Here is a 14,569-nt window from a genome sequence, read left to right as displayed (position 1 = left end):
TCTTGCAACCTCGCTCCAAACGGCCGATCAACGAAGGATCGCTGACGGACACAGACGACGAACACGGACGAGATCCTCCTTCCGCTCTCGAACTCGTCGGGAGACGTCGGAGGGTCGTTCGGGATCCTTCCGAGTTCGCTCGAGATTCGCCTGGAGGCAGGCGTCCAAGCCCGTTCCCGACGTATTTATCTAATTTACCTTCGTTGAAATAAATTGCCGACACGTGACCATGATCGGTGGGGATTACATGGGATTAGCGCGTAATCACGAACTATGTCGCACCAATCCGGAACGCAACTGAACCAACACTACATCGATGGCGAGTGGACCGACGGCGACGGCTCGGAGACGTTCGCAAGCGAGAGCCCCGCAACGGGAGAGACGCTGGCGGAGTTCACGCGCGGCACCGAGGCCGACGTCGATGCTGCGCTGGCCGCAGCGGACGAGGCCACCGAGGAGTGGCGTGAACTCTCGTATATCGACCGTGCGGAGTATCTCTGGGATATCTACCACGAACTGCGCGACCGGCATCAGGAATTAGGTGAGGTCGTCTCCAAGGAGTGCGGCAAGGAGATTTCGGAAGGGAAAGCCGACGTGACCGAAGCCTGGCACATGGTCGAGTGGGCGGCGGGCAACGCCCGCCACCCCCACGGTGACGTGGTTCCGTCGGAAGTCGGTGACAAGGACGCCTACATGCGTCGGAAGCCACGGGGCGTCGTCGGCTGTATCACACCCTGGAACTTCCCGGTCGCGATTCCGTTCTGGCACATGGCTATCGCCCTCGTGGAAGGGAATACGGTCGTCTGGAAGCCTGCCGAACAGACGCCGTGGTGTGGCCAGATTATCGCCGAGATGTTCGACGACGCCGGCATTCCCGACGGCGTGTTCAACATGGTCCAGGGCTTCGGCGACGCCGGCGCGGCGATCACGGACGACGAACGCGTCGACACCGTTCTCTTTACGGGCTCGGCAGAGGTCGGGCAGGAAATCGCCAGCAAGGTCGGTGGCGAACCCGGCAAGCTCGCAGCCTGTGAGATGGGCGGCAAGAACGGCATCATCATCACCGAGGAAGCCGATCTGGACATCGCCGTTCACTCGGCGATCATGTCCTCGTTCAAGACCACGGGTCAGCGCTGTGTCTCTTCCGAGCGCCTGATCGTCCACACGGACGTTTACGACGAGTTCAAGGAGCGCTACGTCGAGATCGCCGAGGACGTTGCGGTGGGCGATCCGCTCGAAGAATCGACGTTCATGGGACCGGCGATCGAGCCCGAACACGTCGAGAAGATCCGCAAGCACAACGAACTCGCCGAGCAGGAGGGAGCGAACGTCCTCGTCGACCGTTTCGAACTCGGCGAAGACGAGATTCCGGACGGCCACGAAGACGGCAACTGGGTCGGCCCGTTCGTCTACGAGATCGAGTACGACACGGACCTGCGCTGTCTCAAAGAGGAGTGCTTCGGGCCCCACGTCGCCCTGCTCGAATACGAGGGCGACATCGAGGATGCCGTCGAGATCCACAACGACACGCCCTACGGTCTTGCCGGCGCTGTGATCTCCGAGGATTACCGCCAGATCAACTACTTCCGCGATCACGCTGAGATCGGTCTCGCGTACGCGAATCTGCCGTGTATCGGTGCCGAAGTGCACCTGCCGTTCGGCGGAGTCAAAAAGTCCGGCAACGGCTACCCCTCGGCTCGCGAGGCCATCGAGGCCGTCACCGAGCGTACCGCCTGGACGATGAACAACTCCAAAGACATTCAGATGGCTCAGGGCCTCTCGGCGGATATTACCATGCAGGACGACTGACCGTCGCTGCTGACACTCTGTCCTGGTTTTCTTTTTTCTCGTGAGTCAGTCTCAACCGGCCCGGCGGAACGACGAGTTCAGTTAGTAGGTACTGGTTGTGTCATTGACTATCAGTAACTGGTAACGAGAGGTAGTGGGGACTGAGCAGTGAGTAATGGCCGGTGACTAACAGTCGAAAGGAAGATGCGGACGAGGTGACGAGGAGACGGGAGTGCTCGTTCCCGGGAACGAGCAGTGCCGGGCCGGAGACGCGCTTGCCGGGTACGACGTGAAAAGCGTCTGTACCGGCATTCGTATTTCGATTCGCTGGACCAAAAAGTCAGCGGTCAGCGAACGTCAAATGTGGACTAGTGACATGGTTTCTCGTTGCCGGGTCCGCGTTTCCATGTTGTCACGGTGTCGGATTCCCAGTTATGAGGGACCTATAACCGTCGGTCACGTAGTGCGGGGAACTCCTCGCGTACAGCGGACACCGCTTCTCGGTTGAGTTCGGCCATCACGAGGTCGGGATCGTCCCCAGTCGAGGCAAGCGTGATGCCCCAGGGATCGGTGACGGTCGAGCGGCCGAGCAGCGTCGTCGTGTCGCCGGTGTCGCCGTCGGTGAACTGGCCGGAACCGTTGATCGTCGCCACGTAACACTGGTTTTCGATGGCTCGCGCCCGTGAGAGCGTCTGCCAGTGTTCGAGTCGCGGGTAGGGCCACGCACTCGGGACAAGCACGAGTTCAGCGCCCGCATCCACCAATCGGCGGTAGAGTGCGGGAAAGCGCAGGTCGTAGCAGGTCGTCACGCCGACGGTCAGTCCGCCGATGGTCGCGGTTTCGATCCGCTCGCCGGGAACGAGCAGGTCGGATTCGGCGGAGTCGTAGCCGAAGAGGTGGTGTTTGCGGTAGACCAGTTGCAGGTCGCCGTCGGCGTCGAACAGCGCGGCGGTGTTGGCGAGTCCGTCGTCGGCGGGCGTGTCTACAGCGGTCGTCGCGCCGAGATCTTCGACGATACTGCCGGCGAGAATGGCGATATCGTGTTCGGCGGCCGCCGCTCGGAGGCGCGCGTTCGTCGCGCCGAGCAGGGGTTGTGCATCACGTTCGTACCGGTCGAACGCGAAGTAGCCCACGTTAAACAGTTCGGGGAGAGCAACTAGATCGGCACCGCGGGCGGCCGCGCGATCGATCGCGTCGAGCGCCCGGTCGACGTTTTCCTCGAGTGCACCGGCTTCGACGCGGAGTTGGGCCAGGGCCAGCGTGAGCGGTGGCGTTTCTCGGGACGTCGTTTCGGCGGTCATCGTGTCGTCTGAAGGTGGCGCTCGAGTTCGTCGCGGAGGTTCTCGAGTTCGTCGTCGAGGTTGCGTTTGAAGAATTTTTCGACGCCTGGAAGTTTCCCATCGACGACGAAGTGGTTCTCGAGGCGCGCCCCGGTTTCGGTTGCGACGATTTCGTGCTCGCCGGTGACGTCCAGGACGCTCGAGTTGCCGACGAACTTGACGTATTCCGGCGGCCTTCGCGTCACGTCTTCGGTGTCGACGGTGACGGTCCGTCGAACGAACGGAATCGGCAGGGCGACCTGCCAGGTAACTTTGTGGCTCGCCGGGTCGGTGACGGTGAACTCGTCGACGACGCTGATCGCGCGGGCGCGATTCTCGGGATCGGCAATAAACGACCAGACGCGTTCGGGTGGTGCCGATAGCTCGAACGACCGGTCGACCCGTACAGTCATGCCACTAACTGTGCGCGTAGTGGATAAAAAGACCGTGGGACCGTCGTGAATCGAACGGAGAGTCGAAGACCGGTCTGGTAGAGCAATTCGAGCGGGTGGTCATCAGGCGGTTGAAGAGCTCAGGGTTACCTTCCACGTGGTCGAACGCGCACGGCCCCATTTTTCGATGTCCACGTCGTCGGATTTCTCCGCGAGGTGTGGGAGGCGCGCGCCAACCTGTTTCGACGAAAGTCCGATCGCATCGGCGATGTTTTTCGACCGGAAGTAACGTTCTCCACGGGTAGCGCTCTCGCGCAGATACGAGATAATCCGCTGTTCTTCGTCGGAGTAGTCGGTCATCGTCCGTACGAAACATAGGAGGCCGCCGCTCTTAACTCTTGACGGCCGTTATGGCATGTGTTGGCGCGTCAGTCCCAGTAGAGATGAATGCCAACAACTGCGAGTGAACTGAAGAGGACGGCACCGGCGAACCCGAAGGCAGCATCGATTTCCGGCGCGCCCGTCACCATCACGAGTGCGCCGATCGTGGCGAGCGCCCCGAGTGCAAGCGCCAGCCCGACGCCCTTGTCCGTCGTCGACTCCGATTGCGTAGCCATGCTCGTGAGTTTGTCGATGGGGTCTCTTAATTGCACTTATTCCGGCCAGCGAGAGGGTGTGTCACACCGGCCGGTCGTCGTCACCGCCCGGCACCGCAACCGTTTCAGTTAATCGTCGTGTGCTCCGATTCCTCGTTGAGCGCGAGGTTCGCCGCGATTTCCGCGTTTCGCATCGCGTACTGGGCGGTCTGCTGGAGGCTCACGAGGACTTCCCGAACGCGAAGGAGCTCTTCGTTCGACATCTCCGGCAACTCCACGAGGATTTCGTCCTCACGGTCGGCGATTTCGTGGAAGAGTTCACGAACCTTGTTCGATTTGTCGTAGTCGCGTTCGACGGCGGATTCGACCGCGAGCGAGGTGATCTCGTCGACCAGATCGTTCAGTTCGCGGATATCGCGCATGACGGAGCCCTCGACGTCGAGCGTGTGGCCGTTCGTCTCGATGACGATCTCCGCGATGTCCTCGCCGTTGTCGGCCGTGAGTTCGAGGTTCTTCGCGATCGAGCGGTAGCCGATGAGCGGAAAGCCGCTGTTGAGGCCGACCGCACGCGCGAGGTTCGGGTTCTGGTAGGCCGTAAAGATGAGTCGCAAGAGGAGGACGAAGATTTTGTTCGCCTGTCGCTCGCGGTTGAGCGCCCGCTGTGCGAGGTCGGTATTCCCGTGAGCGAGCGCCTTGATCCCCTCGCCTCGCATCGTCTGCCCGGTTCGTTCTAGTCGCTCGAGCAGGTTATCGAGCGTAAAGTCCTCCGGGTCGACCGAACAGCGAATCGCGATACTCTCGGGCGTCTCCTCGATGACGCCCAGGCCCATCAGTTGCGTCTCGGCCTGGTAGACCGCGTTGATGTGCGCCGATTCGAGCGCCCCCTCTTCGCGCTCGATTCGGATGACACGCCGACCGAGGACGTACTGGGCGACGATCGCCCGTTCGACGGCCCCTGCGTCCAGGTCGTCCGCGTGGATAATCGCCTCCGTCTCTTCTGAACTCGCAGACTCGGGCATCACCGTTAGCGTCCCCTTGCCGCTCGTTCGGAGAGAGACCTCGTCTCCCTTCTCAACGTCCTGTTCGGACGCCCACTCGGCGGGCAGGGTCATCGCCAGCGTGGATGGCCCGAGTCGCTGGACTTTCCGCGTTTCCATGCTCTCCCCGTAGTAGCGACACGACCTTAATATTGACTATACACCCATTATGTGAAACGCCGAGGGTTATATGGTTCTGGTTCTCACCCGTTTATCTCCGCCCCCTTAAACAACGTTGACGAGCCGCGTCGTGAACCGTCCCGTCCGAACCTGCTGCCAGCCGCGGAGTTCGTCGTTGATCGTCTCATCGTCCGTGTCGACGCGCAGCGCCTCGATCCCGTCGAGTTTGTCCTCGTCGGCGACGACGACGAGTTCGTCTGCGAACTCGATGACGGGCGGGGAAATCTGGTGGTTGCCGCGGCCGAAGATGACGCCCTGGCCGCCGATGGGTGAGACGACGATCGTCGCGGGTTCGTCGAGCGCGGCCAGAATCTCGGATTCCGACGCATCGCGAGCGAGAAGCGTTCCGTTTCGTGTTTCGCTCGCCTCGTCTCTGTCGCGTGCCGACTCGGTGTTCGAACCGGGGTCGGCGCGCCAGACGTCCACCCCGAGCGGAGCGGAATCGATCCCGAGTTCGGATTCGATCGCGCCGACGGTGCCGCCGGGGCCGAAGACGTAGGTTCGGCCGGGCTCGATGTCGCGGGCGAAACCGGCCGCCAGCGCGTCGACGGTGCCGCTCGAGAGCTGTTTGCTCGACTGGACGTTCGGGGCGACCGGGACGGGAACGACGGATTTGAGTTCGGAGCGGACCTCGCCCTGGCGGTAGGCCGCCTCGTCGATGTCGTTGACCTCGCGGGATTCGACGCGGTCGAACTCGGCGGCGATCCGACCGGCATCGGTCGGGGTGACGGCGAAGACGGAGGAGTAGATTTTGACGCCGGCGGGGACGCCGAGCATCGGCGTCAGTGGCGACTGTTCATTGCCCGTGCCCGTGCCCGTGCTATGTCCGGCTCCGTCGGCGTTCTCGAGAGCCGCTGCCACATCAACCGCTGTTCCGTCGCCGCCGACGAACAGGACGAGGGAAACGTCGTGGTCGAGCAGCGCGCGAACGGTCCGGCGGGTGTCCGCGGCGGTCGTTTCGGCGGTGGCGGGGTCGACGGTCGAGTCGGCGGTCGGATCGTAGACGGTGACCGGTTCGTAGCCGGCATCGCGCGCGGCGAACTCGCCCATGATGCCGGTCGCGGTGTAGACGGTCGCGTCCGGGGCGTGGCGAAAGAGGGAAGTCAGTGCCTCGCGCGCTCGCGTCGGCGCGCGCGGTTCGGCACCACGCTCGCGGGCCTCGGCGAGTGTCTCGTCGGTTCCTTTGAGTCCAACGCGGCCGCCCATGCCGGCGATCGGGTTGACGACGACGCCCAGCGCGTCCATGGCCGGGCTACGGGGGGCGATTCAAAAAGCCGTGCGATTGCAGCCCTGTCGCGGCGACCGGTTGCAGAGTCCGTCGTTATTGGGCCGTTTCTCAAAAACTAAGAGGGATCGGGATAGAGCACCGTTCATGAACGAACTACTATACGTTCTCGCGGCGGAGTCGGAACTTCCGATGCCGATGGAGTACGTCGGGTGGAGCGCCCTGGCCCTGAGTCTTCTCGTCACGATCGCCTGGCTCGCCTACTTCTACCGGTAGTTCGACGGTGCGGCTGGCGGACACCGGCTACGCGCTTTCGACCCGCTCGCGCAGCCACGCGGCGGCTTCCGCGACCGTCCGCTCATCCCTTCCTTCGATCGAAATCCGAACGCCGTCGCCGGGATAGCTGCCAACCGACACGTCGAACTGCCGGCGAAGCGTGGCGATCCGATCGAGTAACGCACTCTCGGGTTCGTCCGCGACGACGACGAGCCGATGTGTCGGTTCGCCGTTGAACTCCGAGGCCACCGCCTCGAACATCGCTTTCATCTCCTCGGGGACCCCCGGGAGCACGTAGACGTCCTCGAGGACCGCGCCCGGAGCCACCCCGACATCGTTGTGTAGCGCCCGCGCGCCTGCCGGCAACTCCGCCGTTCCGTCCGCGAGTTCAGCGTGAGAGTAGCCGTTTTCTTCGAGCCAGGAGCGGGCGGCGTCGTGTTCCGTCAGCGACCGGCCGAGTGCGGCGGCGACGCCGTCCATCGTGACGTCGTCGTGCGTCGGTCCCAGGCCGCCCGTGACGATCACGGCGTCGTAGGCCGCTCGATACTCGTTGACTACGCGTGCGATGTCCGAAACGCGGTCCGGAATCGTCGTCACTCGCTCGATGTCGACGCCGCGCTCGGTGAGTCGCTCGCAAAGCCACGTGGCGTTCGTGTTTGCCGTTCGTCCGGCGAGGAGTTCGTCACCGACCGTAACGACCGCAGCGTTCATACCCGCTCGTTCGCGGTCCCCCCTCAAATGTGTCTCGTCCGCATCATTCGATTTAAAATGGTATCTTACTGACCACTCAGAATCCCTGTTACTCATCATAACCACAAGATTCAATTCTGATAATTAGTAACGGTGTGACAATGCCTCGTCGGACGCAACGAACTGACACCAATTCGACTACGGTTCTTTCGGCACTCGGCAGCAAGTACAGTGCCGAAATCCTCTGTGCTGCGGGAACTCCGAAGTCGGCACAGACGCTGAGCGAAGACATCGAAATACCCATCGCAACCTGCTATCGACGCATCGAAGAACTCGTCAACGCGGGGTTACTTACCTGCGAAGGACGACAACTCTCCGAAGAAGGGCGACGAACGAACATTTATCGCCGCACGGTCGACGAACTCGAGATCGACTTCTCCGACGAGCAACCGACGTTCTCCCAGAAGCGCCGCACCGAGGCCAAAAACCGGCTGCAGGACCAACTCGAGAACTGATCGATCGACCGGTAGTGTCGTCGGCGCGAGAGCAACCGAACTCGTAGTCGCAACTCCACCGTCGTCACCGTCACGGGTGCCGTCACCACCGCCATTACCGCCACCGCCACTCTTACCGTCGCGGTTACCTCTCGCTCGAGTTCATCTCAGAGCGGGGCGTTCGACCAGATTTAAGTATTCTCGAGAGAATACTCGCGTGTGACTGAATACGCCTCGGACGACGACCACCGCGAGGCCGACGGGTCGACGACGGCCGACGAGCGCCTGGTCGGTCGTTCTCGAACCCTCCACATCGGCCGCGACCGCCCGATCAGAATCAGCACCGGCCACCGAATCCTCCACCACGACGGCAAGTGCGCCAGACCGCACGGCCACAACTACGAAGTCGCGGTTACCATCGAGGGGACGCTCACCGAGGAGGGCTGGATCGCCGACAAGGGTGATATTACTGCAGTAATAGACGAGTGGGACCACCGGTTCCTCCTTCAGCGCGGGGACCCCCTCGTCGAGGCCTTCGAAGCGGCCGGCGACGCGGACGGAATCGTCGTCCTCGATCAGCCGCCGACGGCCGAGGTGATGAGCGTCCTCCTCGAAGACAAACTCCGCGCTGAACTCGGAGCGAACGTTACCGACGTCGCCGTTCAGGTCAACGAAACGAACGAACTCTGCGGCGGAAGCCAGTTCTGATCATAATGCCGGTCTCTCACTCAGTCGACCGGGAACCGTCCGAGCCGACGAACAGCACGGAGAACGAGCACCAAAATCAGACCGACGACGGCGGCGACCGACCCGACGACGGACTCCCGATCAACGAACTCTTCTACTCGCTGCAAGGCGAGGGGACTCTCGCCGGCGTCCCCTCCGTCTTCGTCCGCACGAGCGGCTGTAACCTCCGGTGTTGGTTCTGTGATTCCTATCACACCTCCTGGGAACCGACCCACGCCTGGATGAGCCTTGAGGAAATCCTCGCCGAGATCGAATCCTACGACGCGGACCACGTCGTCCTCACCGGCGGCGAACCGCTGTTGCACGACGCGAGCGCGGACCTGCTCTCCGAACTCGACGACCGCGGCTACCACACCACCGTCGAGACGAACGGGACGATCCACCGCGACGCCCCCATCGATCTCGCCTCGATCAGCCCGAAACTCCAGAGCAGCACCCCGACTCCCGAACGCGACCCGAGAAGCGAGATTCCAGAAGAATCTCGAAACGGTGAGCGGCGATCACGAGGAGCCGCGAACCGAGGCGACGGCGAATGGGAACAGCGCCACGAGAACGCCCGACTCGACCTCGACGCACTCACCGAACTCGTCGAGACCCACCCGTTCCAGTTGAAGTTCGTCGTCACCGACGCGGACGACATGCCGGAGATCCTCGACCTGCTCGCCGAACTGCGGGACGCGGCGGCCGTTCCCATCCACGAGGAGAACGTCCTGCTGATGCCCGAGGGCGCGACCCGCGAGCGCCTCGCCGAAACGCGAACGCGCGTCGCCGAACTCGCGATGGAGCACAGCTTCCGATACACGCCGCGGCTGCACGTGGATCTGTGGAACGACGCACCCGAGACATAACTAGCACCATCCCGATACGAAGAGATACGATGACATCCGATTCACCTACCACCGACACCGGTACCGACCCGACGACTGACTCGAAGCGCGCCGTCGTCCTCCTTTCGGGCGGCATGGACAGCGCCACCGCCGCCTACGAGGCCCGCGAGCGCGGCTACGACCTCTATGCCCTCCACACCTCCTACGGCCAGCGCACCGAAACCCGTGAACTCGACTGTGCAAAACGGCTCGCCGACGATCTCGAGATGAACGACTTCCTGCAGATCGAAACCGGACACCTCTCGGCGATCGGCGACTCGAGTCTCACCGACGACGAACTCGCCGTCGCGGACGCGGATATGGACGGCGACGAAATCCCCACCTCCTACGTCCCCTTCCGGAACGCGAACCTGCTCGCGATGGCCGTCTCCTATGCCGAAGCCAACGACTGCGAAGCCGTCTTCATCGGTGCCCACAGCGAGGACTTCTCGGGCTATCCGGACTGTCGCCCCGAGTTCTTCGAGGCGTTCGAAACCGTAGTTGACGTGGGGACCAAACCCGAGACCGACATCTCGATCGAAGCCCCCTTCGTCGAGTGGTCGAAGACCGACATCGCAGCCCGCGGCACTGCACTCGGGGTTCCCTACGAACACACGTGGAGCTGCTACCGCGACAACCAGCCGGCCTGTGGCACCTGCGACGCCTGTGCCTACCGCCTCCAGGCGTTCCAGCGCAACGATCGCCGCGATCCGATCGAATACGCCGAGCGGCCGTCCTACGTCGAGGAGTGACGACTGCGTGATACGTTTGGAGAAGCAAACGTTCTTTGTCCAACCCATCGTTCTCCCGCTATGCCCCTCCCGATCGTCTCGTGGGTTCGCGACGGGGACGGCGGTTGGACGCTCCCCGACGGCCGTCGCCGCGAGTTCATCGGCCTCGCGATTGGTCTCCCAGTGTTCGCCTGGTTTGTCGCGGACGATGTGGGGCCGCTCGCGCCGAGCCAGCACTGGCCGGTCGTGGTACTTGGCGTCTGCTGTGGCGTTTACTATGCGGCATCCGTTCGATCCACGGTGTTCGAGTTGCTTCCCGACGGTCTCAGCGGCGTGACTGTGCTTTCACTACTCGGTGGCGGAGCCGGTCTCTCGCTGCTCGAAATCGTTCACCTCGAAACGCCGACCGTCGTGTTCCTGGTGACTGCCGGTGTGACGATTCTCGGAATCTACGTGATTCGACTCGTTTCTCCACTCCACGACGGATTGCAGCCCTCGCGTCGCGGAGTCGAGCCGCCGCCCGCGATAGAGTGAACGCCGCTCTGCTTACCACGCCGCTTCGAGCACGGCGACGAGTTCGTCGACCGACGGGTCGAGTCCCGACGGCGCGTTCGCCATCATTCGATCCGCGAGCGTCGCCTCCGCGACGGCGCTGAACTCGTCGGGTTCGGGTCCGTCCACGTCCCGAAGCCGGGTCGGGAGCGAGAGCGCGTCGCGGACCGCGGTCACGCGGTCGACGACCGCGGCGGCCGGCTCCGCGTTTGCGCCGACGCCGAGCGCGTCCGCGAGCAGGTCGACGCGGGCGTCCACGCCTTCCTGGGCGAAGACGAACTCGAGGACGTGCGGGGCGACGACCGCGTGAGCCGTCCCCTGTTGTACGTCGTTCGTGCGCGTCAGCCCGTGGCCGAAGGCGTGGATGATCGAGAGCGTCGTCTCGCCGGGGCGGGAGATGCCGTACTGGACGAGGACGATCCCTTCGAGAATCGTCTCGAACGTCTCGGGGTCGCGCTCACCGCGGCCGTACGCGCGCAGTCCGGACTCCAGTGCGGCCAGTCCACGCGACGCCGTCGCGTCGGTGATCGGCGTCGCGTTGGCGGCGTAGATCGTCTCGAGACCCTTGTCGAAGCCGTTCATCGCGGACCCCGCGAGGACGGATTCGGGCGTCGTCGCGACCAAATCGGGGTCGTAGAAAGCGGCCGCGGGCATCAGCTCCCGACCACCGATTCCACCCCCGAGTTCCTCGTCGATCCGGCCCGATCCGTCCGACGCCGGTGCGGCCGTGATGCCGGCAGCCTGCGAGAGATCCGCCCCCGCGAGCGTCGTCGGCACCGCGAGGATCGGCACCAGCCCCGACTCGGGAACGGTGATCGTTCCCGTCTCGCTGAACTCGGCGACGATATCACCGCGCGAGCGCTCGTCGGCCGCGAGCGCGCTGATCACCTTCGCCACGTCGAGGCTGCTGCCGCCGCCGACCGCGATGATCGCGTCAGCGTCGGTGTCTCGCAGGCGGTCGAGTCCGTCGAACGCCGTCCCGAGCCGTTTCTTTGGCGTCGTCTCGTCGAAGACGCCCGCGAGTTCAGCGCCGAGTCCCGTCCGGACCGGGTCGATTACCGCCGGCGTGCTCCCGACGGTCGACCCGCAGACGACCAGCGCGCGCTCGCGGTCCAGCCGCTCGAGTTCGGCGTCGAGGTCGTCGACGCAGCCTCGGCCGAAGCGGATCGTCGGCGAGGTGAACTCGAAGCGAAACGGGGTTCGATCTCGCGCCCTCCGGGAGAAGCCGTTCGAATCGGGTGCGGTCATGGGGTCGTCTACGGACGGGGGACTGTTAACAGTGGAGTCCCCGGCGGGCCACGTCCGAGGGTCCGTCTCGATCCGTCGCTCCAAAACACTGTTGCCGTTTCCGGAACGATACTGCAACGTGACGCTCACACCGAACTGGCGACTCCGGGTTCGAATCGCTGCCGCGCTCGCGCTGGTCGTGGGAGTGAACGGACTCCTGCTCGCGGCGCTCGCCTGGAGCGCTCTCCGTCTGCTTTCCGCGAGCGGCCGATCGGTGCCGGTCGAACTCGGCCTGCCGCTCACCGTCGGGACGCTCCTCCTCGCCGCCGTCGGCCTCGTCGCCGTGCAGGCGCGATACGGCTCGCGGACGATCGTCTCCGGCCTCGATCTCGACGAACTCCACGAACGTGACGACTCCGGCGAACTCGAGGGAACCAACCCGCAAACCCTCGACGGCCGGGTTCGGCGACTCGCAGCGCAGGCGGACGTCCCGCTTCCGTCGGTGGCCGTCGCGAACCGAGCCGAACCCGCCTGTCTGACCGTCGGAACGCAACGCTCGCCGACGATCGTGGTCACGACGGGACTGCTCGAGCGACTCGACGACGATGAACTCGATGCGGCTCTCGCACACGAGGTCGCCCACGTCGCCAACCGCGACCTGCCGGTCGTGACCGCAGTCGCCGCAACCGTCGCGATCGGCGATCGGTTACTCGAGCGCGAGCGGAAACTCCGCGGCGTTCTCGCCGGCATGGCGATGGTCGCTCTCTTCACCGGGATCGGCCTCCTCATCTTCGCAGTCCCGATTCTCGTGGTCGGCGCGCTCTACCTTGCCGTGAGTGTCGTTGCGCGGGCGCTGCTCGGACTGAACTCGATCGCGCTCGGACTGTTCTCGAAGACCCGCGAGTTCGCCGCCGATCGCGGTGCGAGTCGACTGACCGGTGAGCCGGCGGCGGTGGCGAGCGCGCTCGAGACGCTCGAGGACGAGCGATCGAAACCGGATCAGGATGCGCGACTGCACGCGAGCGCGACGCTCGGGATCGTTCCGCAGCCGCTGGCGTTCGAGCGCACGGCTGAGAACGGTGAGGGTGGGGAACACTGGTTCGACCGGTGGTTCGTCGGTCAGTTCTCCATAGAGACAGTCGACAAGCAAGAATCCAGTGGTCCCCCGGGACCCATCGCCCGGCGCAAGGAGCGGGTCAAAACGTGGCTTCGTACGAGGATCATCGAGCCGGTGCGGACACGTATTCGACGAGTGCTCGCGTGGCGGCCCCCGACGCATCCGGCGACTGAGGAACGGATCGAACAGCTACGAACGCTCGAACGGCGTCGGCGCGGGTAAGTCGTCTCTTCCAGGATGCGACGGCGACGAACTACCGATCAGACGATGGCTCGGAATCGACCGCCGGGCCGTCGAACGACGGCAACTGCGACTCGATCCGTTCGCGCTCGTCCTCGAGCCACTCGGGCAGCGCCAGGCTGGACCCCAGTTCGTCGCGGTCCTCGTCGGCCGTGAACCCGGGCTCCGTCGTCGCCATTTCGAAGAGGACGCCGCCGGGCTCGCGGGTGTAGACCGACTGAAAGTACTTCCGATCGATGACCTCGCTCGGGGAGAGTCCCTGCTCGGCGTAGGCCTCCCGCCAGCGCTCTTGTTCCTCGAGATCGGCCGCCTCGAAGGCGACGTGGTGGACCGTCCCGACGCCCATCCGGCCGCGACCGGCATCGGTCTCGACCAGGTCGACGATCGAGCCGGGACCGCCGGCCGCGCTCCGGTACCGGCGGCGACCGTCGGCCTCGGCCTCGAGTTCGTAGCCGAGCACGTCGGTCAGGATCGTCTCCGTCGGCCCGAACTCGCTGACGGCGAGCGTGACGCTGTGAAAGCCGCGCAGTTGGTGGTCGGTCGGGACGGGGCCGTCTTCCCACGGCGTCGCGTCGCTCTCGGCGGCCGCGTCGTCGGCCGGCGCGACGAGTTCGAGTTCGATCCCGTCGGGGTCGGCAAATCGGAGGACGGTTTCGTCGAAGCGCTGTATCCGCTCGACGTCGATACCCTCGCTCTCGAGTCGGTCGAGCCAGTAGTCGATCGAGTCGGGGCGGATCAGGTAGGCGGTCGCCTGCGTCTGGCCGGCACCGAACTCGCCCCGGCGGCCGCGGTCGGTCCAGGGAAAGAACGTAATATTCGTGCCGGGCGTCCCGCCTTCGTCGCCGAAGTAGAAGTGGTAGGAACCGGGGTCGTCGTGGTTGACGGTCTGCTTGACGAACCGGAGGCCGAGCGTGCCGACGTAGAACTCGGCGTTTCGATCGGGATCGCCGGCGATCGCCGTGACGTGGTGTAATCCGGGCGTGGTCGGTGACATACAGCGTGTAGGCGCTCGGCCCTTGTGAGGGTTGTCCACGGTCGTGTCACCAGGGGACGCGGCCGTTACCGGCTCGCGAAGCGCGATTTCTTTATGTG

17 protein-coding genes are annotated in these 14,569 nt (G+C 64.3%); 8 read left to right on the top strand and 9 right to left on the bottom strand.

The genetic code is table 11. The annotated features are described in order from the left end of the window. Nucleotides 1-273 precede the first annotated feature (273 nt). Nucleotides 274-1,809: an aldehyde dehydrogenase family protein gene (locus tag SM755_RS02755; protein WP_323171338.1), complete on the top strand. Its 1,536-nt coding sequence runs from the start codon at nucleotides 274-276 to the stop codon at nucleotides 1,807-1,809. Between the two features lie 422 nt (nucleotides 1,810-2,231). Here the strand turns inward: SM755_RS02755 and SM755_RS02750 are convergent, their stop codons facing one another. The 6 genes from SM755_RS02750 to SM755_RS02725 form a co-directional block, all read right to left on the bottom strand. After that, nucleotides 2,232-3,089 carry a carbon-nitrogen family hydrolase gene (locus SM755_RS02750; RefSeq protein ID WP_323171337.1) on the bottom strand — a complete coding sequence of 286 codons (858 nt, stop codon included), beginning with the start codon at nucleotides 3,087-3,089 and terminating at the stop codon, nucleotides 2,232-2,234. Further along, nucleotides 3,086-3,520: an SRPBCC family protein gene (locus SM755_RS02745; protein ID WP_323171336.1), complete on the bottom strand. Its 435-nt coding sequence runs from the start codon at nucleotides 3,518-3,520 to the stop codon at nucleotides 3,086-3,088. The genes SM755_RS02750 and SM755_RS02745 overlap by 4 nt, the downstream gene beginning before the upstream one ends. 102 nt (nucleotides 3,521-3,622) lie before the next feature. Further along, complete coding sequence (locus SM755_RS02740) at nucleotides 3,623-3,859, bottom strand: hypothetical protein (protein WP_006109764.1); 237 nt, start codon at nucleotides 3,857-3,859, stop codon at nucleotides 3,623-3,625. A 68-nt stretch (nucleotides 3,860-3,927) separates the two neighbouring features. Then, a complete protein-coding gene (locus SM755_RS02735; RefSeq protein WP_006109765.1) occupies nucleotides 3,928-4,116 on the bottom strand; it encodes a hypothetical protein in 189 nt (62 codons plus the stop codon). 104 nt (nucleotides 4,117-4,220) lie between these two features. After that, the gene (locus SM755_RS02730; RefSeq protein ID WP_006664288.1) at nucleotides 4,221-5,252 is read right to left on the bottom strand and encodes a phosphate uptake regulator PhoU; all 1,032 of its coding nucleotides are present in this window, start codon (nucleotides 5,250-5,252) and stop codon (nucleotides 4,221-4,223) included. Between the two features lie 105 nt (nucleotides 5,253-5,357). Then, on the bottom strand, nucleotides 5,358-6,557 hold the full coding sequence (locus SM755_RS02725) for an ATP-NAD kinase family protein (protein ID WP_323171335.1): 1,200 nt from the start codon (nucleotides 6,555-6,557) through the stop codon (nucleotides 5,358-5,360). A 127-nt stretch (nucleotides 6,558-6,684) separates the two neighbouring features. Here SM755_RS02725 and SM755_RS02720 point away from each other — a divergent pair, with 127 nt between their 5' ends. Then, on the top strand, nucleotides 6,685-6,813 hold the full coding sequence (locus tag SM755_RS02720; RefSeq protein WP_323171334.1) for a hypothetical protein: 129 nt from the start codon (nucleotides 6,685-6,687) through the stop codon (nucleotides 6,811-6,813). Nucleotides 6,814-6,840: 27 nt separating this feature from the next. Here the strand turns inward: SM755_RS02720 and SM755_RS02715 are convergent, their stop codons facing one another. Further along, on the bottom strand, nucleotides 6,841-7,524 hold the full coding sequence (locus SM755_RS02715) for a molybdopterin-binding protein (RefSeq protein ID WP_323171333.1): 684 nt from the start codon (nucleotides 7,522-7,524) through the stop codon (nucleotides 6,841-6,843). A 140-nt stretch (nucleotides 7,525-7,664) separates the two neighbouring features. Between SM755_RS02715 and SM755_RS02710 the strand changes: the two genes are divergently transcribed. From SM755_RS02710 to SM755_RS02690, 5 genes are all read left to right on the top strand, one after another. Further along, nucleotides 7,665-8,018: a helix-turn-helix domain-containing protein gene (locus tag SM755_RS02710; RefSeq protein ID WP_006664292.1), complete on the top strand. Its 354-nt coding sequence runs from the start codon at nucleotides 7,665-7,667 to the stop codon at nucleotides 8,016-8,018. Nucleotides 8,019-8,216: 198 nt separating this feature from the next. Continuing rightward, on the top strand, nucleotides 8,217-8,705 hold the full coding sequence (locus tag SM755_RS02705) for a 6-pyruvoyl tetrahydropterin synthase family protein (protein WP_323171332.1): 489 nt from the start codon (nucleotides 8,217-8,219) through the stop codon (nucleotides 8,703-8,705). A gap of 5 nt (nucleotides 8,706-8,710) precedes the next feature. Beyond that, a complete protein-coding gene (locus SM755_RS02700; RefSeq protein ID WP_323171331.1) occupies nucleotides 8,711-9,592 on the top strand; it encodes a 7-carboxy-7-deazaguanine synthase QueE in 882 nt (293 codons plus the stop codon). 29 nt (nucleotides 9,593-9,621) lie between these two features. Next, the gene (gene queC / locus SM755_RS02695) at nucleotides 9,622-10,362 is read left to right on the top strand and encodes a 7-cyano-7-deazaguanine synthase QueC (protein WP_323171330.1); all 741 of its coding nucleotides are present in this window, start codon (nucleotides 9,622-9,624) and stop codon (nucleotides 10,360-10,362) included. Nucleotides 10,363-10,422: 60 nt separating this feature from the next. Beyond that, nucleotides 10,423-10,875, top strand: a complete 453-nt coding sequence (locus tag SM755_RS02690; protein WP_323171329.1) for a hypothetical protein — start codon at nucleotides 10,423-10,425, stop codon at nucleotides 10,873-10,875. Nucleotides 10,876-10,887: 12 nt separating this feature from the next. Here the strand turns inward: SM755_RS02690 and SM755_RS02685 are convergent, their stop codons facing one another. Next, nucleotides 10,888-12,141, bottom strand: coding sequence for an iron-containing alcohol dehydrogenase family protein (locus SM755_RS02685; protein WP_323171328.1), 1,254 nt, complete (start codon nucleotides 12,139-12,141; stop codon nucleotides 10,888-10,890). Between the two features lie 118 nt (nucleotides 12,142-12,259). On the opposite strand from SM755_RS02685, the gene SM755_RS02680 reads away from it, so the two are divergent. Continuing rightward, the gene (locus SM755_RS02680) at nucleotides 12,260-13,459 is read left to right on the top strand and encodes a M56 family metallopeptidase (protein WP_323171327.1); all 1,200 of its coding nucleotides are present in this window, start codon (nucleotides 12,260-12,262) and stop codon (nucleotides 13,457-13,459) included. Nucleotides 13,460-13,490: 31 nt separating this feature from the next. On the opposite strand, the gene SM755_RS02675 is transcribed toward SM755_RS02680, so the two are convergent. Next, nucleotides 13,491-14,471 carry a ring-cleaving dioxygenase gene (locus SM755_RS02675; RefSeq protein ID WP_323171326.1) on the bottom strand — a complete coding sequence of 327 codons (981 nt, stop codon included), beginning with the start codon at nucleotides 14,469-14,471 and terminating at the stop codon, nucleotides 13,491-13,493. Between the last annotated feature and the right edge of the window lie 98 nt (nucleotides 14,472-14,569).

It is taken from the genome of Natrialba sp. PRR66 (assembly GCF_034808065.1).
GTDB lineage: Archaea > Halobacteriota > Halobacteria > Halobacteriales > Natrialbaceae > Natrialba > Natrialba aegyptia.
Note: the sequence above shows the minus strand (reverse complement) of the source record. Positions and strands in the feature narration are given on the sequence as shown.

Coding starts and splice junctions, on each gene's coding strand:
- SM755_RS02725 (WP_323171335.1), bottom strand. CDS start 6,557: ATGGACGCGCTGGGCGTCGTCGTCAACCCGATCGCCGGCATGGGCGGC.
- SM755_RS02675 (WP_323171326.1), bottom strand. CDS start 14,471: ATGTCACCGACCACGCCCGGATTACACCACGTCACGGCGATCGCCGGC.
- SM755_RS02735 (WP_006109765.1), bottom strand. CDS start 4,116: ATGGCTACGCAATCGGAGTCGACGACGGACAAGGGCGTCGGGCTGGCG.
- SM755_RS02690 (WP_323171329.1), top strand. CDS start 10,423: ATGCCCCTCCCGATCGTCTCGTGGGTTCGCGACGGGGACGGCGGTTGG.
- SM755_RS02740 (WP_006109764.1), bottom strand. CDS start 3,859: ATGACCGACTACTCCGACGAAGAACAGCGGATTATCTCGTATCTGCGC.
- SM755_RS02730 (WP_006664288.1), bottom strand. CDS start 5,252: ATGGAAACGCGGAAAGTCCAGCGACTCGGGCCATCCACGCTGGCGATG.
- SM755_RS02685 (WP_323171328.1), bottom strand. CDS start 12,141: ATGACCGCACCCGATTCGAACGGCTTCTCCCGGAGGGCGCGAGATCGA.
- SM755_RS02710 (WP_006664292.1), top strand. CDS start 7,665: ATGCCTCGTCGGACGCAACGAACTGACACCAATTCGACTACGGTTCTT.
- SM755_RS02750 (WP_323171337.1), bottom strand. CDS start 3,089: ATGACCGCCGAAACGACGTCCCGAGAAACGCCACCGCTCACGCTGGCC.
- SM755_RS02700 (WP_323171331.1), top strand. CDS start 8,711: ATGCCGGTCTCTCACTCAGTCGACCGGGAACCGTCCGAGCCGACGAAC.
- SM755_RS02720 (WP_323171334.1), top strand. CDS start 6,685: ATGAACGAACTACTATACGTTCTCGCGGCGGAGTCGGAACTTCCGATG.
- queC (WP_323171330.1), top strand. CDS start 9,622: ATGACATCCGATTCACCTACCACCGACACCGGTACCGACCCGACGACT.
- SM755_RS02745 (WP_323171336.1), bottom strand. CDS start 3,520: ATGACTGTACGGGTCGACCGGTCGTTCGAGCTATCGGCACCACCCGAA.
- SM755_RS02715 (WP_323171333.1), bottom strand. CDS start 7,524: ATGAACGCTGCGGTCGTTACGGTCGGTGACGAACTCCTCGCCGGACGA.
- SM755_RS02755 (WP_323171338.1), top strand. CDS start 274: ATGTCGCACCAATCCGGAACGCAACTGAACCAACACTACATCGATGGC.